General features: G+C 41.8%; 22 protein-coding genes. 14 read left to right on the top strand and 8 right to left on the bottom strand.

Translation table 11 applies throughout. The features are described from left to right. Positions 1 to 109: 109 nt before the first annotated feature. A complete protein-coding gene (gene sbcC / locus FD725_RS22840; RefSeq protein ID WP_179050267.1) occupies positions 110 to 3,136 on the top strand; it encodes an exonuclease subunit SbcC in 3,027 nt (1,008 codons plus the stop codon). 231 nt (positions 3,137 to 3,367) lie between these two features. Here sbcC and FD725_RS22835 read toward each other — a convergent pair whose 3' ends face one another. From FD725_RS22835 to FD725_RS32675, 3 genes are all read right to left on the bottom strand, one after another. Next, on the bottom strand, positions 3,368 to 4,885 hold the full coding sequence (locus FD725_RS22835; protein ID WP_179050266.1) for a peptidoglycan-binding protein: 1,518 nt from the start codon (positions 4,883 to 4,885) through the stop codon (positions 3,368 to 3,370). A gap of 604 nt (positions 4,886 to 5,489) precedes the next feature. Continuing rightward, positions 5,490 to 6,113, bottom strand: coding sequence for a Uma2 family endonuclease (locus FD725_RS22830; RefSeq protein ID WP_179050265.1), 624 nt, complete (start codon positions 6,111 to 6,113; stop codon positions 5,490 to 5,492). A gap of 217 nt (positions 6,114 to 6,330) precedes the next feature. After that, positions 6,331 to 6,498, bottom strand: a complete 168-nt coding sequence (locus FD725_RS32675) for a DUF4351 domain-containing protein (RefSeq protein WP_256871716.1) — start codon at positions 6,496 to 6,498, stop codon at positions 6,331 to 6,333. On the opposite strand from FD725_RS32675, the gene FD725_RS22820 reads away from it, so the two are divergent. The 4 genes from FD725_RS22820 to FD725_RS22805 all read left to right on the top strand — a co-directional run bounded on the left by FD725_RS22820 (position 6,445) and on the right by FD725_RS22805 (position 8,842). After that, positions 6,445 to 6,900 carry a DUF29 domain-containing protein gene (locus FD725_RS22820; protein WP_179050264.1) on the top strand — a complete coding sequence of 152 codons (456 nt, stop codon included), beginning with the start codon at positions 6,445 to 6,447 and terminating at the stop codon, positions 6,898 to 6,900. The genes FD725_RS32675 and FD725_RS22820 overlap by 54 nt on opposite strands. Before the next feature lie 358 nt (positions 6,901 to 7,258). After that, on the top strand, positions 7,259 to 7,408 hold the full coding sequence (locus FD725_RS32670) for a hypothetical protein (RefSeq protein ID WP_256871715.1): 150 nt from the start codon (positions 7,259 to 7,261) through the stop codon (positions 7,406 to 7,408). Positions 7,409 to 7,434: 26 nt separating this feature from the next. Then, on the top strand, positions 7,435 to 7,713 hold the full coding sequence (locus tag FD725_RS22810) for a hypothetical protein (protein ID WP_179050263.1): 279 nt from the start codon (positions 7,435 to 7,437) through the stop codon (positions 7,711 to 7,713). Positions 7,714 to 7,834: 121 nt separating this feature from the next. After that, the gene (locus tag FD725_RS22805; protein WP_179050262.1) at positions 7,835 to 8,842 is read left to right on the top strand and encodes an HNH endonuclease; all 1,008 of its coding nucleotides are present in this window, start codon (positions 7,835 to 7,837) and stop codon (positions 8,840 to 8,842) included. Between the two features lie 111 nt (positions 8,843 to 8,953). Here the strand turns inward: FD725_RS22805 and FD725_RS22800 are convergent, their stop codons facing one another. The 3 genes from FD725_RS22800 to FD725_RS22790 form a co-directional block, all read right to left on the bottom strand. Next, positions 8,954 to 10,357 (bottom strand): NAD(P)(+) transhydrogenase (Re/Si-specific) subunit beta, encoded by a 1,404-nt coding sequence (locus FD725_RS22800; protein WP_179050261.1) that lies wholly within the window; start codon positions 10,355 to 10,357, stop codon positions 8,954 to 8,956. Then, positions 10,354 to 10,647, bottom strand: coding sequence for an NAD(P) transhydrogenase subunit alpha (locus tag FD725_RS22795; RefSeq protein WP_179050260.1), 294 nt, complete (start codon positions 10,645 to 10,647; stop codon positions 10,354 to 10,356). The genes FD725_RS22800 and FD725_RS22795 overlap by 4 nt, the downstream gene beginning before the upstream one ends. A 94-nt stretch (positions 10,648 to 10,741) precedes the next feature. Further along, entirely contained in the window at positions 10,742 to 11,899 is a 1,158-nt protein-coding gene (locus FD725_RS22790) for a Re/Si-specific NAD(P)(+) transhydrogenase subunit alpha (protein ID WP_179050259.1), read from the bottom strand. Positions 11,900 to 12,856: 957 nt separating this feature from the next. Here FD725_RS22790 and FD725_RS22785 point away from each other — a divergent pair. After that, positions 12,857 to 13,369, top strand: coding sequence for a DUF2808 domain-containing protein (locus FD725_RS22785; protein WP_179050258.1), 513 nt, complete (start codon positions 12,857 to 12,859; stop codon positions 13,367 to 13,369). Between the two features lie 123 nt (positions 13,370 to 13,492). Here FD725_RS22785 and FD725_RS22780 read toward each other — a convergent pair whose 3' ends face one another. Next, the gene (locus tag FD725_RS22780; protein ID WP_179050257.1) at positions 13,493 to 14,113 is read right to left on the bottom strand and encodes a hypothetical protein; all 621 of its coding nucleotides are present in this window, start codon (positions 14,111 to 14,113) and stop codon (positions 13,493 to 13,495) included. A 174-nt stretch (positions 14,114 to 14,287) separates the two neighbouring features. On the opposite strand from FD725_RS22780, the gene rpmH reads away from it, so the two are divergent. The 6 genes from rpmH (at position 14,288) to FD725_RS22750 (ending at position 17,799) form a co-directional block, all read left to right on the top strand. Beyond that, positions 14,288 to 14,422, top strand: coding sequence for a 50S ribosomal protein L34 (gene rpmH, locus FD725_RS22775; protein ID WP_179050256.1), 135 nt, complete (start codon positions 14,288 to 14,290; stop codon positions 14,420 to 14,422). 24 nt (positions 14,423 to 14,446) lie between these two features. Then, on the top strand, positions 14,447 to 14,869 hold the full coding sequence (gene rnpA / locus FD725_RS22770; protein WP_179050255.1) for a ribonuclease P protein component: 423 nt from the start codon (positions 14,447 to 14,449) through the stop codon (positions 14,867 to 14,869). Then, positions 14,856 to 15,239 carry a PH domain-containing protein gene (locus tag FD725_RS22765; protein ID WP_179050254.1) on the top strand — a complete coding sequence of 128 codons (384 nt, stop codon included), beginning with the start codon at positions 14,856 to 14,858 and terminating at the stop codon, positions 15,237 to 15,239. Before rnpA ends, FD725_RS22765 begins: the two co-directional genes overlap by 14 nt. A gap of 269 nt (positions 15,240 to 15,508) precedes the next feature. After that, complete coding sequence (gene yidC / locus FD725_RS22760) at positions 15,509 to 16,651, top strand: membrane protein insertase YidC (protein ID WP_179050253.1); 1,143 nt, start codon at positions 15,509 to 15,511, stop codon at positions 16,649 to 16,651. 3 nt (positions 16,652 to 16,654) lie between these two features. Beyond that, on the top strand, positions 16,655 to 17,176 hold the full coding sequence (locus FD725_RS22755) for a R3H domain-containing nucleic acid-binding protein (protein ID WP_179050252.1): 522 nt from the start codon (positions 16,655 to 16,657) through the stop codon (positions 17,174 to 17,176). A gap of 116 nt (positions 17,177 to 17,292) precedes the next feature. Next, complete coding sequence (locus tag FD725_RS22750) at positions 17,293 to 17,799, top strand: DUF177 domain-containing protein (protein WP_179050251.1); 507 nt, start codon at positions 17,293 to 17,295, stop codon at positions 17,797 to 17,799. Positions 17,800 to 18,010: 211 nt separating this feature from the next. On the opposite strand, the gene FD725_RS22745 is transcribed toward FD725_RS22750, so the two are convergent. Continuing rightward, positions 18,011 to 18,355 (bottom strand): hypothetical protein, encoded by a 345-nt coding sequence (locus FD725_RS22745; protein ID WP_179050250.1) that lies wholly within the window; start codon positions 18,353 to 18,355, stop codon positions 18,011 to 18,013. A gap of 224 nt (positions 18,356 to 18,579) precedes the next feature. On the opposite strand from FD725_RS22745, the gene FD725_RS22740 reads away from it, so the two are divergent. Beyond that, positions 18,580 to 20,091, top strand: a complete 1,512-nt coding sequence (locus tag FD725_RS22740; protein ID WP_179050249.1) for an AAA family ATPase — start codon at positions 18,580 to 18,582, stop codon at positions 20,089 to 20,091. Positions 20,092 to 20,277: 186 nt separating this feature from the next. Continuing rightward, on the top strand, positions 20,278 to 20,757 hold the full coding sequence (locus FD725_RS22735; RefSeq protein WP_179051653.1) for an SH3 domain-containing protein: 480 nt from the start codon (positions 20,278 to 20,280) through the stop codon (positions 20,755 to 20,757). Positions 20,758 to 21,269: the final 512 nt, after the last annotated feature.

The raw sequence follows: 21,269 nt of genomic DNA, 5'->3' as shown, positions 1-21,269 counted from the left end.
GTAAAATTACGGACTTTAAAACTAGAAACCTGATATTTACCTAGTTAAACTATCAACAGTGCATCTGTACTGCTAGTTAATAAAATGTTGATGTGGCGCTATAGCCTCGATGATTCCAGTACAACTTGTTCTTAAAAACTTTCTGAGTTACCGTGATGCAACTTTAGATTTTCGGGGTTTGCATACGGCTTGTATTTGTGGTTCCAATGGAGCAGGAAAGTCTTCTTTGCTCGAAGCTATTACTTGGGCGCTGTGGGGTGAAAGCCGAGCTGCGGCTGAGGATGATGTTATTCATGCAGGTGCAAAAGAGGTTAGAGTTGATTTTGTTTTCCAAAATAATCAACAACAATATCGGATTATTCGCACTAGAGTCAGGAGTGGAGCTAGCGTTCTAGAATTTCAGATTGACACACCTTCTGGGTTTCGTTCTCTGACAGGTAAGGGAGTCAGGGCAACTCAAGATTTGATTTTGGAACACATTAAGCTCGATTATGATACTTTTATTAATTCTGCTTACCTGCGTCAAGGTCGTGCGGATGAATTTATGCTCAAACGTCCTAGTGAGCGTAAAGAAATCTTAGCGGAGTTGTTGAAACTCAATCAGTATGATGAATTGGAAGAACGAGCCAAAGAATCGTCGCGGCAGTTTAAAGCTAGGGCAGAAGAATTAGAGCGTTCTTTGGAATCAATTAAAACTCAACTCCAACAACGGGAAAATACCCAAATAAAGATAGCAGAACTAGAAACAGAAATTAATCAGTTACAACAAGTACAAGCTTTTGACAATATTCAGTTACAAAGTTTGCAAGTTCTCCAACACCAGCACCAAGCAAAATTAGAACAACTCAACTTTGTTAGGCAACAATACCAAAATTTGACGCAAGATTGCGATCGCCTCCAACAAGAACAGTCAGCTCGCCAAAGTCAGCTAGCGGAGTTAGAAGCCATCTTAAATCAGGAAGTGGAGATTAAAGCTGGATACACTCACTACCAAAATTTACAATCCCAAGAAGAAGCTTTTGCTCACAAATTTGCCCAATACACCCACGCCACTACCCTCCGCCAACAAACACAACAACAGTTAACTAAACAAATTCATGAACTAGAAAGGCAACTGCAACAAATCCAAGGGCAATTTGCCGCTTTAACGCAACAAGAACAAGAAATTCAGCAAACCCTGTCTAAATCAGGTGAAATCGAAGCAGCCTTAGCACAACTAGCCGCCGCACGTCGTCATCTAGCTCATTTAGATGAACTGCAAATGCAAGTCACACCGTTATTACAACAGCGACAGAATTTGCAAAGTCATTTAGATCGGGTTCAGGCTGGGTTAGTAGCACGACTGGAACAACTACAAGCGACAGAAAATCAACTCCAACGCACTTCCCAACGCCAACCCCAACTGCAACAAGCCGTAATGGAAGTGGCAATGCAGATTGATCAAATGGAAAAAGATAGGGTTTATTTGCAACGAGTCCAAGAAAAAGGGCAGGAAAGACGGCACTTTATTGAACGATTGCAAGCCCAACAACGGGAGTATGAAAAACTGTTGGGAGAACTGGAGCAAAAGTTACAAATGTTGCGTCATCCTGATGCCATTTGTCCATTGTGCGAACGTCCTTTAGATGAGCATCATTGGAATCGCGTAGTCGATAAAACTAAGGATGAGCATCAGGAAACTGAGGGGCAATTATGGGTGTTTCGAGAACAGATGGCAGTTTCCGATCGAGAAATCCAGTTATTAAGGCAGGAATACCGAGAAATATCGCAAAAATTGGCAATTTATGATAGCTTGCGAGAGCAGAGAGGACAACTAGCTGCCCAACTACAATCAACTAGCGATGCTGAACAACAATTACAGCAATTAGCAGCTGAAAAGCAACACTTAGAGCGATCGCTCCAAGCTGGTGATTATGCTCTCACACAACAAGGCGAGCTGCGACAACTAGAACAGTATTTACAACAACTCAATTACAGCGAACAGGATCATGCTCTGGCTCGCAGTGAGGTGGAACGGTGGCGCTGGGCAGAAATTAAGCAAGGACAAATGCGAGATGCAGCCAAGCGCCTAGCAACATTAGCAGCTCGTAAGCCAGAATTACAAGCCCAAATTGCCCAACTACAAACCAGAATTCAGTACGAGCAGAGGGATTCTCATGATGCTCAACAAATTACTGCCCTAGAGCGTCAAATTACGGAAATTGGCTATAGTTCTGAGGAACACAACAACCTCCGCCTAGCTTTGCGTCAAGCCCAATCATGGCAGTTACGCTATCAACAGTTGTTGTCAGCCCAGCAGCAATTTCCCCAACTCCAAGGGAGATTACAAGAATTAGCAGCATCTAAAATTGCCAGATTACAAGAAAGGCAACAACTCGCCACCCAAATCGACAGCCTGGTGCAACAGTTAGGCGAAGCCACAAATCCCATTGAACAAATACAAGCTTTAGAACAGCAACTAGCCAACCGTCGCCGCCAACTTGACGAACAAATCACCCAATTAGGACGTTTAGAACAGTTAGCGCATCAATTAGCCACCCTGCAAACTCAGTCTGAGGAACAACAGCAACAATTACAAACCTGCAAGCGCCAGCATCGGGTATACCAAGAATTAGCCCAAGCATTTGGGAAAAATGGTATCCAAGCTTTGATGATTGAGAATGTCTTACCCCAACTGGAAGCCGAGACGAATCAATTATTATCAAGATTGAGTGCCAATCAGTTACACGTACAATTTATTACCCAAAAAGCTGGGAGACATGGCAAGTCAACTAAAAAGAATGTCAAATTAATCGATACCTTAGATATTCTCATTGCTGATGCCAGAGGCACAAGAGCTTACGAAACCTACTCTGGTGGAGAAGCCTTTAGAATTAACTTCTCCATCCGTTTAGCTTTAGCCAAGTTACTAGCACAAAGAGCCGGAGCCGCCTTGCAATTATTAATTGTCGATGAAGGTTTTGGTACACAAGACGCAGAAGGATGCGATCGCTTAATTGCTGCCATTAATGCGATCGCCAACGACTTCGCCTGTATCCTCACCGTCACCCATATGCCCCACCTCAAAGAAGCCTTCCAAGCCAGAATCGAAGTAGATAAAAGCCAGCAAGGCTCCCAAATCCGCTTGGTAACTTAGTACACTAGTAACCCTCTGCGTCACTCTGTCTTGAAAAGTTTCCTACGGAGGGAAACCCTCCTACAGAACTTTTCGCTGCGCTTACCTCCTCTTCCCTCTGTCTTGAAAAGTTGAGCCACTGCTTTGGACGGGTTTCCCGGCTTATAGCAAGTGGCGTTCCTACGGAGGGAAACCCTCCTTCTCCTACGGAGACGCTACGCGAACAGAACTTTTCGCTGCGTTAAAAAAAGTCTAAAAATACTGCACCCTGGCATCCAAACCATTAGAGCGCAACATTTTTGAGAGTCTTTCAGCCGTAGAGCGATCGCCAAATGCACCCGCATTGACAAAACTACCTAAACCACCCCTATCTGTAAAAGCATTGGGTACATAACGACGGACTTGGTTGAGAGTACTAGGATTATTAATCGGCACTACAACTACATAACGATTTTGCATAGTAGTATTAGGCAAGCTGGCCACAGATGAATTACTCAAGCCTAAAGCTTGCCAAGTTTGCCCATCGATGCTACCTGTAGGATTGAGTTGATAGTATTGCTGAAATGAGGCTACAGATGTTCTTGTGTATTCGTCAAAATAACCATCTGGAGAGCCATTAAAGAATCCCAACTCAGATAAACGCTGTTGTACTGCTCTGACGTTGTCGTTGCGATCGCCTACACTCAGAAAAGCTCTACTAGGCTGATAGGCATATCTAGTATCCCAAACTCTGCGTACTGCCTGTAAAATTTGTAAATCAGCAATCCCATCTGTATAGAGTCCATTGTCTCGCTGAAACTTGAGAATGGATTCCCGTGTCATCGCCCCAACACTACCATTAGGATTAGCATTAAAATATCCCAAATCCCGCAGACGTTGTTGTAAATCTCTCACCTGCTGAGTTGATAAACTAGGTCGATTGGCAACCTGAGAATAACCCTCTAGTGCATTCCAAGTGCGCTGATTAACAACTCCAGTCACAGGAAGACGCGCATTCCGTTGAAAAGCCATCACCGCGTCTCTTGTCAGCCCTTTAAAATTTCCCGTAGGATTGGCTGGGAAATAACCCAATTGGCGTAAACGCTGTTGTAGTCTAGTGACAGCTTGACCAGTATTACCTTGCGAGAGAACAGGATACCCACTACTTCCATTTGAGCCAGTTCTCAGAACCTGTGCAGTCTGACTCCCAACAATCCCATCAGCAAAAATCCCATTAGCGCGTTGTAATCTGATGACTGCTTGCCGAGTTTCTGAACCAAAATAGCCAGTGTTGGGGCCATTGAAATAGCGTAACCGCCGGAGATTCTGTTGTAACCGAGATACAGCAGCCCCTCGGCTACCTAATCTTAACTCCCCACCAGTACTAGCCGAAGTTCCTCCTTGACAAGCTCTTTGTAAAGCTCTTTGTGTCCCACCACCTACAACCCCATCAGCAGTCAGCCGGTTAGCTCGTTGGAAACCAATCACCGCCCTCTGAGTCAAACTAGCAAATCTACCGTTAACTGGGCCATTAAAAAAGCCTAATTTCTTTAAACACCTTTGAATACTGGCAACTTCCCTACCATTACTCCCTACCTTCTGGAGTGCCAAAGCCTCTCCCGCTAAACTGAAAATACCCACAGTTAAAGCTACAGAGAGAAGTCGCATAGTAGCCATACTCGACCACTTTTGCCATTGCCGAAATTGAAAATTAGTTGGGATAGGCAGAATTTCGATATCTTCAGATGCTTCGTATACTGAAACAAGATGAGAATAACCGATAGTTTCCATAATTCGCCTGCTATTTTTTGAGTTCTCAAAACTTCCCTACAAGGGATAATACAACATATTAATACTACAATGGTATAATTTTTCCTATCCAATTCAGCAAAGATACTAATGCACAATCTTGCTGTAACGGGCAATTTTTTATGTCTGCACTTAAATTTTCGAGAATAATATATCACCTTCTCCGTGGGAAAGGTGCGTTTTTAGCAGAAATTTTGCATGACGACATAAAAATTTACGTGATGAGAGGGAAGTGATCGCTAAATTTTGATATCCGTTATTATTTTAAATAATGTACTTAGAAAATAATTGAGGAAAAGTAGGTTGGGTTAAACGCCAATACAGTTCAGATAAAACCAAAACACTTGTAGAGACGGCGATTTACCGCGTCTCTTTAGATGGTGATGTAATTTTGGCATCCCAATCTATTTTAGTCGCTAATTACGGGCATGAGGTTATTATTGCCACCAGTAATAAAAAACATCTGTCTATCTTTATTGATGCTAAAGAATGGCAAGAAAGTTAGAAAATGAACCTAGCGATCGCTTTTAAAAATCGCCAAGATAGAGGAGCGATCGCACTTTGTAATCGCTGTAACTAGCTGTAACTAATTGATTCTACCTGCTTGAAATACTTGTTCAGCAGTTAAAATTAATTCGGGGAAAGTAGGTGATATTATCCTGTCATTACCTCTAAACTGACTAACCTGATATTCACCGTTAAATAGGGAACAAACTGAAAAAGTTGGTTGTTTGGGATTGCCAATAAACTTCCTACCACCTAAAGCCAAATAATCTGCAATCCAATATTCCTGGATTCCCAATAATTCGTAATCTTCTAATTTTCTAGCGTAGTCATCCTCCCAATTAGTAGAAACAATCTCTACTACTAAAGGAATAGATGTTCCCGATATAATTATGGATTCTTTCTCCCATCTAGGTTCAATACTACTAACTTTTTGCTCATCTAAAACGATTACGTCAGGCTCATATCCCGACTCTTTTGCTGGCTTGATAATACATTCTTTTGGAATGAAATAAGGCAGATGCAAGCGTTCAATTTCTATAAATAGTTTACCAGAGATGAACCCAGCTATTTTTGAATGTTTGCCTGTTGGCTTAGGCATTTCTACAATTTCTCCATCATGTAATTCATAGTGTTGTCCTTTATTTTCTGGATACCAAGCGATAAAGTCATCGAAAGTTATTGGTTTTGTTAAGGATTGGGTCATAATTTATCCTTGTCAAGAGATGCTCATGAAAAATAGGAAAGCTGTATAAAGTGGAATTAGTATGATCACCAATTTTTTCTTATATATAAAGCTGTGTGAGTAGAGTTTAACGTAATCTCCATGACTTAACAAATTAGTGATCGCTTTTTTTAACGAACCATTCCAGGCGCAGAGGACACAGAGGAAGGACAGAGCGATCGCTTGGTAGAATACAATTTTATTGCTGATGTTGCAACCAATCCACTAAATCAGCTTCAGTGGAGAAATCTAGTAAAGCTTCGACTAAATCCTCCAACAATGTTAAAATTATATATCGATAAAGTAAAAGATTATGAGCAATCAATCTGTTCCTAAAACAAATAGTCTTTATGCACAAGATTATCACTTGTGGTTAGAATACACTGTTGATTTATTAAAAAATAAAAAGTTTTTAGAATTAGAATTAGAAAATTTAATTGAAGAAATTGAAAGTATGGGAAGAAGTGATAAAAATGCTTTAAGGAGTAATCTTAGAGTGCTTTTAATGCACCTTCTCAAATACAAATTTCAACCCCAAAACCGATCCAATAGCTGGTTATATACAATCTATGAACATCGTCAAAGGTTACAAGAAGCATTTGTAGATAGTCCTAGCTTAAAATACTATTACATGGAAGTTTTTGACAGTTGTTACCAACACGCTAGAAAAGAAGCATCTATTGAAACAGGGCTTCCTCTGTCTATTTTTCCTAAAGACTATCCTTTTTCTGTTGATGAAACCTTAGATTTAGACTTCTTCCCAAATTAATCATAATCGCACGGTGACGATTTGCACGCGATGCCTTCGGCGGGCTTCGCCTACGCTTTTTTTACGAACCGCAAAGGCGCAGAAGAAGAGAAGCGGTGTAATGTAATTAATTGCAATTGCTTTCCAACAATTGCTCAATTTTGCTGTCCGTTGCGAGTGCGTCAATCATAACACCAGCAAGACAAGGATTTGATTCACATTTACATATTCACATACAATAATAACCAATAAGATTGTTATGAGTTATGCGCTAAGTAAAGTCATGAAAATCCAGGATATTATTCGAGCATTGCCAAACTTAAGTGTAAGCGATACCTACGGTAAGCTACGCTAACGCCTGACAATAGCTGAGTCAGCGTTGAAACTAGTTCTGCAAGAGAAACACTCACTGACTCAAGATGAGCAAAAACAACAATTAGCCCTAGCCGCAATCACAGCTATTGCAGACTATGCACCCGATGGTGAATTAAATGTCTTTGCGGATTTAGAAGGAGAAGATTTTTCTTAAAATATCTAAATTATAGGCAACAAAAAATGACTATACAGATACAATTAAAACCAGAAATTGAAGCTCGTCTTATTGCTCAAGCTGCTACACAGGGTTTATCGGTAGAAGCTTATCTCGAATCTTTGATTGAAGACAGCTTAATTAATCAAGAAAAACCATCTTTTTATCAAGTATCAAACCAGGAAGAATGGGAAAACATCTTCACAGAGTTAATAAACAGTCCGGCTTTTACTTTAGCACCACCACTTTCAGATGCGGCGATTAGTCGAGAGAATATTTACACCAGAGAAGATGAAATGTTATGAGCTATCTGGTAGATACTAATATATTGCTGCGTTTGGTGCAAAAGAACAGCCCCATGCACTTAAATTTCATCTTATTTTGGGGACTCTAACAATAACGACCACTAAGACAAAGAGTTTTCCAATGGTACAATTAATTTCTGAGCATAGAACACCTAGAGCATGGTTACTAATAAGTTCTGGTGATGATCGACAACATGGTGGCAATAATGGTTATGCTGACGAAATTTCAACAGTATATAAGTATGATAACGAGGTACAGAATTGTCGTAGAATTGCTAAAGGTGATCTAGTTCTATTAAGTGATAAAAAGCAACTTATTGGTGTTGCTAGAATTGAATTAATAAGGAGCTATGCAGGGATAAAAAATCTATCCCGTTGTCCTTCATGTCTTGAAACACATTTTAATCCACGAAAAATAAAGAAACCTATTTTTCATTGTTACAATTGTGGTTTTGATTTTGATAGACCCAAAGAAGATGCTATAAGCTGTACAAAATTTGATGCCTATTTTGGTGATACATTTGTAGCAACAAAAGGGGCAGTTGGCATGGACATTTTACGAAACGCCTGCCGAAAAAAAGGACAGATGTCTATGAAAATAATTGATTTACAGCAAATTAAAGAAACTTTAATCAAAAACGCTCCTGCGGTTGCTAAATTACTTAATGACAACAATGATTATAAATATATTGAAAGTGATGAAGCTTCTGAATATATTCCTATAATGAAAGATAGACGTGAAACTGTTTTTCGGCAAATTAAAGAACGTCGTGGACAGCGTAAATTTAGAGACTTGTTACGTCAATGCTATGGTGACCAATGTATGATTACTGGGATTAAACTACTTGATGTTCTAGAAGCTGCTCATATCTCACCATATCGTGGTGATGAAGATAATCATACTGATAATGGTCTTTTATTACGCGCAGATTTACATACTTTATTTGATCTTAATTTATTGGGTATTAATCCAGAATCTTTAGAAGTAAGGTTTCATCCAAAAGCTATGGAAACTAATTATCAAAAATTGGATGGTAGAAAACTTAGATGCTCTAAATATAAACCAAGTCAGTTAGCACTTGAGTCTAGATGGAAACAATTTTTAAACCGTCTTAACGAAGATGATTAAAGTTTAAAATCTAATTAAAAAGCTTAACTTAAAATTTTTAAATCCCAAAACAAACCAACTGCCTACAGTATAAAAATAAGGGCATAGTAATACTATGCCCCTACAATCTATCTAAAGTTGCTTCACTTCCGAAACTAACTTCGCCACCATATCCTTGGCGCTACCGAACAACATTGTGGTTTTATCTTTGTAGAACAACTCATTATCTACACCAGCAAAACCGGCACTCATCCCGCGCTTAATCACAATGGTGTGTTTTGCCCTATCTACTTCGAGAATGGGCATACCGTAAATTGGGCTAGCAGTATCAGTCCGCGCCGCCGGATTTACTACATCGTTTGCGCCAATGACTAAAGCTACGTCTGCTTGTTCAAATTGGGGGTTGATATCTTCCATGTCATACAACTGGGTGTATGGCACATTGGCTTCAGCCAGCAACACGTTCATGTGTCCGGGCATTCTGCCAGCAACGGGGTGAATGGCATACTTGACATCAACACCCATGCGTTCTAGTTGGTCTGCCAATTCTCGCACACTATGTTGTGCTTGAGCTACTGCCATGCCATAACCAGGAACGATGACTACAGAACGAGCATAACCCAACATCATTGCCCCTTCTTCGGGATCGATGCTGTGGACACTTTGATCTGTTGCACCGCCAGCACCGCCACCAGCAGCACTTCCCCCTGTACCAAAGGCACTGAATAGGACGCTAAACAGGGAACGGTTCATGGCTTTACACATGATCTCGGTCAAGATTAAACCAGATGCGCCAACCAATGCACCGGCGATGATTAACATATTGTTCATCACCACGAAACCAGCCGCAGCCGCCGCAATTCCTGATAGGGAGTTTAACAGGGAAATGACCACGGGCATATCACCGCCGCCAATGGGGATGACGAACATCACACCCAACACCAAGGAAACAGCCACCACTGCTAAGAATACAGGTAAGCTATCTGGTGTGATGATTAAATAGGCACTACCAGCGATGTAAGTACCCAGCAATAACAGGTTAAATGGTTGTTGGAAAGGAAAGGTAATTGGGGAACCGCTAATTAAACCTTGTAATTTAGCGAAGGCGAGAAAACTACCTGTGAAGGTGACACCACCGATTAACACATCCAACAACATGGAAATGTTGACATCAATGGGTACAGGCGCACCAGCGTCTAACAAGCGCCAAAATTCAGCAACGGCAACTAAAGCGGAAGCCGCACCACCCAAACCATTGAGTAAACCCACCATTTGCGGCATTTCTGTCATCTGCACTTTGTAGGCGGCGATCGCACCAATAGCTGAACCAATCGCCAAGCCTAACAAAATCATTTCATAATTGAGGACGTGTTGATCTAGCATTGTGGCAACAATTGCTAGCAGCATTCCCACCGCCGCCACCACATTGCCATTACGTGCTGTCGCTGGCGAACCCAGTTTTTTCAAACCCAGGATAAATAAGGATGCAGCGACTAAATACGTCAGTTGAATCCCGGTTGGTAAAAAGTCGCTCACGCCTTAACCTCCTTTTTCTTGAACATTTGCAACATTCTGTCAGTCACAAGGAAACCACCAACAACGTTAACCATTGCCAAAATCACGGCAATCAAACCGAGAATTACGGATAAATTTGTGTTTCTCTCACCGGCAGCGACTATTGCCCCAATCACCGCGATCCCCGAAATGGCATTTGAGCCAGACATTAAGGGTGTATGTAGAGTTGGTGGCACTTTATTAATGACTTCAAAGCCAGTGAACGATGCCAACACAAATACAAACAAAGCCGCAAGTAATGCTTCTGTCATTTAAAACTCCTTTTGGTAATTGGTAATTGGTAATTGGCAATTGGGCATGGGTATTAGGTACTTATCTTCCCTATTACCTGTTACCCATTACCTATTACCCAACTACCGCAGCCTGTAACCCATCCTTGACACGCTGGTTGCGAATTTCGCCGGCGTGGGTGATGCAAGCGGCATCGATGATGTCGTCGGAAAAATCTACTTGTAAGGCTTTGTCTTTAATTAACAGTTGTAATAAAGATGTCAAGTTTTTGGAGTAGAGTTGGCTGGCATGGACTGGCATGGATGAAGGGAGATTAATCGGCCCGATAATTGTCACACCATTCCAGACAATATCTTTACCGGGATCAGTACAGGCGCAGTTACCACCTTGTTCGGCAGCTAAATCGACAATTACTGAACCGGGTTTCATTTGGGCAACCATTTCGGCTGTGACTAGCAAAGGAGCTTTTTTGCCAGGAACTTGAGCAGTTGTAATCACCACATCAGCATTTTTGACGTGTTCGGTGACAACTTCTTGGGTGCGTTGTTTGCTGGCTTCAGAAATTTCCTTAGCGTAGCCACCTTGGGCTGTGGTTTCCTCTTCCAGCTTGACTTCGACGAATTTTGCCCCTAAGCTTTGCACTTCTTCTTTCACAGCCGGACGAATATCAAAGGCTTCTACCACTGCACCCAAGCGTCTGGCGGTGGCGATCGCTTGCAGTCCTGCCACACCAGCCCCCATAATAAATACTTTAGCTGGGGCAATTGTGCCGGCGGCTGTTGTCAGCATGGGGAAATATTTTGGTAGTGCTGCCGCCGCAATCAATACTGATTTATAACCTGCTAGCGAAGCTTGAGAGGACAAAGCATCCATACTTTGCGCCCTGGTAGTCCGGGGGATCAACTCCATACTCAAGGCTGTGACTTGGCGATTTGCCAGCTGCTGCGCCACCACCGGATTGCCCAAAGGATTCAGAAAACTGATTAATACAGCCCCTTCCCGCAGTAAATCAACTTCGGAACGTCCATCTTCCCTTTCTTGAGGAGGACTGACTTTCAATAAAACATCTGTTTCGCCCCATAATTTAGCAGAATCACTAATAATTGTGGCTCCTGCTGTTTCGTAGGCAGCATCACTAAAAAAAGAGCGCTCTCCTGCACCTGCTTCTACCCATACTTCCAAACCTTGCTTAACTAATCGAGCAACGGTGTCAGGATTTAATGCCACACGCCGTTCACAAACTTCTATTTCTTTAGCAACTGCTATTCTCATGAAATCTCCTGAAGATAAATACCTAATCTCTGCAATAACTACAACTTTTCCCATCAGAAATGTACTAAACCTGTGGGTAATTCGTAATTCGTAATTCGTAATTACCTTTAGATAGACGTACGCTTCCATTGACAGTAGAGTGGCGTAGCCAAAGAAAGCCAGCTACGTAATTAACATTCCATAAGGGGTTTGAGACATTTCTAATGGATGACTTAATTTACGCCGAAATATACTAGGGAAATATTGAGAGATTGTTTTTCTTGTCAGATTGAATGTAAAAATCTTTCCTTCCCTTTGGTGTTGCCCCCGAAAAAGGCTTGTATCGTGCCTGGTAAATGTCACACTTGCTAACGGTTACCAATAGCTTCACATATTGCCAATTTTATTTTGTTAACTCAATTTTTATCGTTGTCTTTAGCTTATTTTCGGGATTGAAAAATTCTGGGGTTGCTTTTTCATAACATATTGCAATATTCAACCAAATAGGTAAATTTTCTAGCTCGATGGTTTTTGCTGCTGTGCGACTTATTTTCTAATGATTTACTGATGTAATTTTCGGCAATTTTTATCAATTTATCTCAAGTTAACAGGCGATCGCTAATTACATAGCTCAATTTTTATAACAAACAGCATGAATTAAGATACACTTATACATATTTAGCAATACAATCAACTATCATCTGTGTTTCTATCTAATTTCATCGCCAGTGTTTTCACTCATACTGTTGACTATCGGCAAAATGGCACTTTTTGCTAAAACTAAACGTCTTATCTCTCACAGTCACCAAATCTCGGTAACATGAGACACAGGTAAATAGACTGTTAATTGTTAGTAGCTGTAAGGGTTTTAACTAAGTACACACCCATCCCCTGCTTCGATAAATTAGCTTTCTCTTGCTTGCGTCAACCCTGTGATGTTAATCAAAAAAATATTGTTTGTTGGTAGAGGAGCCAATTATGCGACGTTTACTTACTGCTTTAGCTGTTACAGGCTGTGTATTAACTGGTTTACCAGCAATAACTTTAGCGCAGAGTCTACCCGGATTTACACTATTTAGCGGTGTTAAACCTGATAATCAACTGCCCTTCCGCTTAGATTTTGGTGGACAAACTGATGGTTGGGATCGCTACAGATTAAGGATTCCTGCTCAAAAGATGAAATTGGCGGTTGCTCAATTTGTGATTGTCTATCCTAACTATTACAAAGGCACTTTTGATACCAAAGATATTGAAGTACAAGTTAGAGGTAAAAAGGTTCCTTTATCTGAAGTCAAATGGGATAAAGAAGGACGTGTACTAGAAATTTTTCCCGAAGAACCAGTACCCGCAGGTAGCAGAGTTGAATTAGTTCTATCTAACGTTAGAAATCCATCATCAGGGGGAACATTCTACTTCAACTGTCAAGTTCTCTCTCCAGGTGATGTTCCCCTACTTCGTTACGTGGGAACCTGGATTGTGAGTATTTCTTAGAGCATATGTAGGGTGCGTCATTAATACAGTGAACAGTGTTTATTAACTCATAACTGATTTGATCACAGTGAACTGGAAAATACCAAGAAATTAAGACGCACCCGATAAATTTGAGAAGATAATTTATGGATTTACCATATTTTTGGCAACTCGATGCCAAGAAAATAGTCCAGATAATCCCACAACTAACAGAGCTAATGTAGAAGAAGCCTCTGGGATTGATTGTGTAGCCGTGAATACAGGGAATGTCTCGAAAGTAGAAGCAACAGCAGTATTTCTCACTCCATAGTACAAAATACCCTGTTCTGATGAAATTCCCCCATATATGGGGTTAGGATTGTATGCCAAATTAACGCCGACTACAATGTCTCCAGTAGTCAGATCAACAATACCGTTAGTTGCCTGTCCTAAAAAGTTATTTAAGGTATAAAAAGTAGTTTCGCCATTGCTTGATTCCAGCCTATATGTGAACTCTGTTAACAGAGCAGAGTTGCTGTAACCTGTGGCTAAAACACTATCATCATAAGTATAGCTACCGCTAACTAGATCACCTAATTTAGTGCCTCTGAGATCAGCATCTGGTGGTAATAATTCACCTCCTCCATAAAGTTGTGTGACAACACCAGTGTAATTGTACTTAAAAACGGCAGCTTGAGCAGTATGCGCTTCACTACTAACTACAGCCATAGTTACAGCAGCGATCGCCATAACTGAGGCTGATTTTAATCTGGTTTGGCAAGTCATATGTTTGCTTGACTAAATTAGCAGGATTTGAGCAGTAAGATTCACATTTAAAGTTAAACCCTATACACAAGGCCTGAGAATATCTCATAAGTAACATTTTTCATTTCCAGGTTTTAGTGATAAAATATCAGATTGTGAGTTTTTGTTAAAAAAATCGTCTAAGAGGAAAAGACTATGCAAAGAACCCTGGGTGGAACAAATCGCAAAAGAAAAAGAACTTCTGGATTTCGCGCGAGAATGCGGACACCTGATGGCAGAAACGTCATCAGAGCCAGAAGAAGTAGAGGACGGCATCGTTTGAGTGTTTAAGAAGTTTTAGTCTTCAAGGTAGCTGTGGCTTTGCCCAAGGCAAATCGACTAAAATCCCGCCATGATTTTCAGGCAGTTTTCCGGGAAGGAATGCGACGACATAGCTTTCATTTCACCTTGCGAGCGTTGAAACCGTCTTCTTCCCCAGCTAATTCTGGGGATACTGCTAGTAAAGATCCCCAAGTTATTGGCGAACAACATCTCAGTAGCACCCTTATCGGTGTTTCCATTAGCACCAAGGTCAGTAAAAAAGCAGTCGTGAGGAACCGACTAAAAAGACAAATTACGGCGGCATTTCAGCAATTATTGCCGAAATTAGCCCAAGGATGGAAGCTGGTGGTAATTGTGAAACCAATCGCCGCAGAATCTAAGTGCGGAAGCCAACAATTTCTGCAAGAATTAGAGCAGTTGTTGGCAAAAGCTGAGGTATTAAATGGGCATTCGTGAAGAAATTTATTATGAAGGCGGCCCCCACATTGGGGATCTGATTTTAAATATACTGATTGGGCTAACTGTTGTGGGTATACCATTGACAGTTGGGGCAATTGTCAGAGCATTATGGTTACGCTACCGCATCACCGATCGCCGCATTTCTGTCATGGGTGGTTGGATGGGACGCGATCGCACAGACATAATCTACTCAGAGATTACCAAAGTGGTGAAAATTCCCCGTGGTATTGGTATCTGGGGTGACATGGTAGTGACTTTAAGAAATGGTAGTCGGTTGGAAATGCGCGCTGTTCCCAACTTCCGCCAAATGTATGATTACATTAACGAAAAAGTTGCGGCCAAAAATCCTCAATACACTCCTCAGTAGAAAATGGGGACTGGGGAACTCGGGGCCCCCTCTGGGGATAAGGGGCAATGGGGACTGGGGAGATGGGGAGATGAGGAGAAAAGAAAAATCACAACTCAGCACTCAGCACTCAGCACGGGCTGAACGCCCCGCTTCCGCTAACACAACTCAGCACTCACAACTCCCCTGGGTGTGCGGCTATCCGTAGCAAAGCATAGTCCCATAGTCATCACGATTTAGATAAATTAGACTCAGTTCCAATTACAGTAACTCAGGTTGAATTCAGAATAATGGATTTTGGTATCGGGTTTCTCTCGAACAACGTAATGCTGCCAATCATAGACTTGTTCTATAGTATTGTGCCTAGCTATGGATTGGCGATCGTTGCCTTAACATTGATAATCCGCTTCGCGCTCTATCCCCTGAGTGCTGGACAAATTCGCAATATGCGGAAAATGCGAATTGTGCAACCCCTGATGCAAAAGCGGATGGCAGAAATTAAAGAGCGCTATAAGGATGATCCGCAAAAGCAGCAAGAAGAAATGATGAACGTCCAAAAGGAATTTGGTAATCCTTTGGCGGGATGTTTACCCCTGCTGCTACAAATGCCAGTCTTATTGGCTCTATTCGCCACCTTACGGGGTTCCCCGTTTGCAGGCGTTAACTACTCTGTTAACCTGCAAATCGTCCCTGCCGAGCAAATCGAACAAATTCAACCTCTAGCCTTTGCTACTCCCCCGCAAAACATTTACATTGCTGATGGGGAACACACCAAAGTCACAGCTATCCTACCAAGTGGTAGTAAGTTAGCTGTGGGAGAAAAAACCAAAATTCAATATCAAACCCTAGAAGGTAAGCCATTTCCAGTTCTGTTGGCAGAACACCCAGACACTAAATTGACTCCAGAATGGAAAATTACTAAGGGCGAAGAGAGAGTGAAAATCGATGCTGAAGGCAACATAGAAGCCTTACAGCCAGGAGATGTCACCATCCAAGGGACAATTCCCGGACTAGCAGCAGACAAAGGATTTCTCTTTATTGATGCTTTAGGTAGAGTCGGTGCAATTGACCCCGATGGTAAAGTCCATTGGGATATTGTGGCAATGATTGTCTTCTTTGGTATCAGTCTCTACGTGAGCCAAATACTCTCCGGACAAAACTCCAGTGGCGGTAATCCCCAACAAGATACAGTCAACAAAATTACGCCTGTGATCTTTTCTGGGATGTTTTTGTTCTTCCCCTTGCCGGCTGGGGTATTGATGTATATGGTGATTGGCAACATTTTCCAAACACTCCAAACCTACATCCTCTCCCGTGAAGCTTTACCAGAAGAACTACAAAAAATTGTAGAAACTCAGGAAAAACAAACGGTAGCAGAACAAAAATCATTACCTTTTGAGCCAAAAAGTTCTAAGAAAAAGACCACAGGTTGATAGATGAGCAACAATCCCATGCAGCGAGGTCAGCAGTGGTTAAAATCACTGCTGGAACTCACTGGGATATCTACTGAGATTGATGGTAGTTTAGAAACTCACCAATCTCATGATGATGATTCCCACCAGACAGATGGTTACTGGTTGACAATTAACACAGCTAACTTAACTCCAGAGCAAATTCAAACTTTAATCGGTGCTGATGGCTCTGTACTAGATGCAATTCAATATTTAGCTAATTCGACTCTGAATATCAATCAATCCCCAGAAGGACAAGCTTCCTACACTGTGGAATTGAATGGATATCGCGTCAAAAGACAAGCAGAAATTCAAGCCATTGCCGAAGCCGCCGCCGAGGAAGTACGTTCTACCGGTCAAGAAGTAGAAATCAAATCCCTCAGTTCTGCGGAACGCCGTTTAATACATACCTTCTTGAAAGACTTTGATGATTTAGAAACCTTCAGTCGCGGTAAAGAACCCCATCGCCACTTGGTTGTTCAACCAGCGATCGCCAACAAAATATAATACAGTTCAGCCAGCATAGAATATTTATTCTTTCTAAGAGCTAAACTTAAAAATGTATCATCAGCAGGATTGCTGATGATTAACATAAGTTTTTATTATGAATTTTCGCAAATCCTATGGACGCGATTTTTATTCCGCAGCTAACCAGAGCATCGGAACGCACAGAGGAAGTCCAAGTGCAAGAATTTCTACCTGGGTTAGAGACGTTGACACCAGTTCGGGGACTTGTCCGCGTCCAGCATCATGGTAATTATCTGGAAGTGTCAGCTAAGGTAGAAACAATTATCACTTGTACCTGTAATCGTTGTTTACAGCAGTACAATCATCGTTTGGCAGTGAAGACTCAAGAAATTATCTGGTTAGATGAAGCGGCCGAACAAGAGCAAGATTTGCCTCTAGAAAGGGAAATAGCTGTAGAGGATTTGGTGGAAACTATCTCACCCAATGGTCATTTTTATCCGAGTGAATGGTTATATGAGCAGATGTGTTTGGCATTACCCCAGCGTCAATTATGTGACCTCAATTGTCCAGGTATTTTAAGTAGTGATACGGTGAGTGGGGATCAGTTAATTGATAAGCGTTGGTCTGGGTTAGATTCATTGAAGAAGCAGTTACCAGGATAAAGTAATTGATTGGGCATTTTTTTAACGCAGCGAAAAGTTCTGTTCGCGTAGCGTCTCCGTAGGAGAAGGAGGGTTTCCCTCCGTAGGAACGCCACTTGCTATAAGCCGGGAAACCCGTCCAAAGCAGTGGTTCAACTTTTCAAGACAGAGGGGAGAGGAGGTAAGCGCAGAGGAACGGGGAGTTTGGATGGAGTTAGGTGTTTTAATTGAGTTAATTTTCATCTTGTGGGGGACGATTTTGCAAGATGTCGAGAATCCGCCGATTTTCAGTTTGCAAACCTCTAACTTCTGTTTGGATTTCTCTAACTTCTGTTTGAATGTGCAGCATATCGGTGCGGATATCTCTAATTTCTACCCGAATATCTCTAATTTCTACCTGAATATCTCTAATTTCTGTAAATACGGTATCAAAATTACGCTGCATTGTTTCAAAATTGCGTTGAATAGTTTCAAAATTACGCTGGTGCTGAGTGACGGTTTCTAAAAGAGCGCTCACTGCTAAACGCATATCAATTAGTTGGTCTTCAATTCTATTCACGCTCTCTTCGTTGCTCATAAAATCTGATCTTTAATTAAGATGGTGATATATTTTAATTTTAAATTTTCTCACCTGTCATAAGCAAAAAATGACAGTCTTCAAGGTATAGAAGTTTATTTATTTCTAACTCCTAAACCCCTAAACTTCTCTGACAATGAAGAGTTTAATGAGATACAAATGAGATTTTAGTTAGAGAAAGTTGTACATTGCCATCAAGAGCAACTAACTAATAACCGCTATATATGAACTTTCGTGAAGAGTTTAAACTGCTACTCCGCGCCCGTTATCCTTTGATTTATATCCCCACCTATGAAGAAGAACGGGTAGAAGCAGCGATTCGGGAAGAAGCAGTGAATCAAGGAAATCGCCCAGTGTATACTTGGGATTTTGTCGATGGCTACCAGGGCAATCCCAATGATGCGGGATTTGGACGACGTAATCCCTTACAAGCTTTGGAATTTTTGGAAAAATTACCAGCCTCAGCACCAGCCGTCTTAATTTTACGAGACTATCATCGGTTTTTAGATGATGTGGCGATCGCTCGCAAACTCCGCAACCTAGCCCGACTCCTGAAGTCACAACCCAAAAATATTGTCTTATTGTCGCCACGAATAGCCATCCCTGACGATTTAACCGAAGTCTTAACAATTGTGGAATTTCCTTTACCCAATGGTGCAGAAATTAAAACTGAGATAGAACGCTTATTGCAAAGCACAGGTAACTCTCTTGCTAGCAAAGTCTTAGATGATTTAGTACGCTCCTGTCAAGGGCTATCAATGGAAAGAATTCGCCGGGTGTTAGCAAAAGCGATCGCCACCCACGGAGAATTGCAGCCAGAGGACGTAGATTTAGTTTTGGAGGAAAAACGTCAAACTATCCGTCAAACCCAAATCCTCGACTTTTATCCAGCCACTGAGCAGATTTCTGATATCGGTGGACTAGATAATCTCAAAGATTGGCTACTACGTCGGGGCGGTTCATTTACAGAACGAGCGCGCCAGTACGGATTACCGCACCCCAGAGGTTTATTACTGGTGGGTATTCAAGGGACTGGTAAATCTTTAACAGCAAAAGCGATCGCACATCATTGGCATTTACCTCTACTACGTCTCGATGTGGGACGGTTATTTGCTGGTTTAGTCGGTGAATCAGAATCACGCACTCGCCAAATGATACAAGTAGCGGAAGCCCTTGCACCCTGCGTTTTATGGATTGATGAAATAGATAAAGCCTTTTCTGGACTTGGTAGTAAAGGCGATGCTGGAACTACTAGCAGGGTGTTCGGTACATTTATTACTTGGCTAGCAGAAAAAACCTCCCCAGTATTTGTTGTCGCCACCGCCAACGACATCCAATCCTTACCACCAGAAATGCTGCGTAAAGGGCGTTTTGATGAGATTTTCTTTGTTGGTTTACCCACCCAAGACGAGAGAAAAGCCATTTTTCAAGTACATTTATCCCGATTACGTCCCCACAATTTAAAAAATTATGACATTGACCGTCTAGCATACGAAACACCAGATTTTTCCGGTGCAGAGATTGAACAAACTTTAATTGAAGCCATGCACATCGGCTTTAGTCAAAACCGCGATTTTGGCACTGATGATATTTTAGAAGCCGCCAGTCAAATTATCCCTCTAGCCAGAACAGCTGTAGAACAAATCCAACAACTACAAGCATGGGCCGCGGCAGGAAGAGCGCGTCTAGCCTCGAAACACAGTCCTTTAAGTGATAGCTTTGGTAAGCTACGCTAAGTGAGAAATGGGGAGTGAGGGAGTGAGGGAGTGCTGAGTGATGAGTGCTGAGTGCTGAGTGCTGAGTGATGACCAATGACTATTGACTATTGACTATTGACTATTGACTATTGACTATTGACCAATGACTATTGACTATTGACCATTGACAGTTGACCATTGACTATTGGTAATGAGGTGTTAAATATGTTTTCTGGCTTATTAAAGTTCATATTGGGGTTCTTCCTAGCGATCGCCATTTTAGTCGGTAGTGGCGTTGCTGTGGCGCTCTACTTCATGAATAGAACAGCCATACCTCCTGCCAAACCGATTTATGCTAACGATAGTCCCGCACTCAAAGACCCAAATTCGCCAGAAGACAAAACCACACCGACATCTGAGAGTCAAGCTAGTGCTTCTCCTAGTTCCACACCTTCCCCTACTCCCACAGAAACACCAGACGCACTGCCAAAAGGAGCTTATAAAGGACGGGTTACTTGGTCTCAAGGTTTGAGTTTGCGAGCCGAACCCACTCAAGATGCTGAACGAATTGGTGGGGTGGGTTTTAATGAAAAAATTATAGTTTTAGAAGAAAACTCAGATAAAACCTGGGTCAAAATTCGTACTGAAGATAGCAAACAAGAAGGTTGGATCAAAATAGGTAATATTCAACGTGTAGATGAATAATTTCTTTGATGTTAGCAATGATGCTTTTTAAACATCCTCTTCGGCAAAGTTTATCTCCATTCTAGTAGCGTGGCAAGGCTAAAATACTGCATTAACGTGAGTTCGACGGCTGAAAAAACCCCTCTCCAAACCTCTCACGCCAGTTGCTACAACGCAGGGTGGTTTCATACAAACAGAGAAAAAACAAAACTTTGTTTCAAAGCCTCTCCCCCCGTGGGGGAGAGGTTTGGAGAGGGGTCAAAACTTCTGCTACAAAGCGACAAATCAAGATGTATGTATTTTTCTTTTTTCGTATGAAAACACCCTGCCCTCTCCGCGTCGGAGAGGGGCTGGGGGAGAGGTCAAAAAAAGTTGTCGAACTCACGTTGCATTATCATCCGCGTCTATCTACGTCCATGTGCGGTTAATTTTATCTAAATCTGTCACATTTTACTATGGTCAGTAGGTTGGGTTAAGCGCAGCGCAACCCAACATAGATCAAGGTGTTGGGTTACCCAAAGCCTCAATTCAAC

Source organism: Nostoc sp. TCL26-01 (assembly GCF_013393945.1).
Lineage (GTDB): Bacteria > Cyanobacteriota > Cyanobacteriia > Cyanobacteriales > Nostocaceae > Trichormus.
Note: the sequence above shows the minus strand (reverse complement) of the source record. Positions and strands in the feature narration are given on the sequence as shown.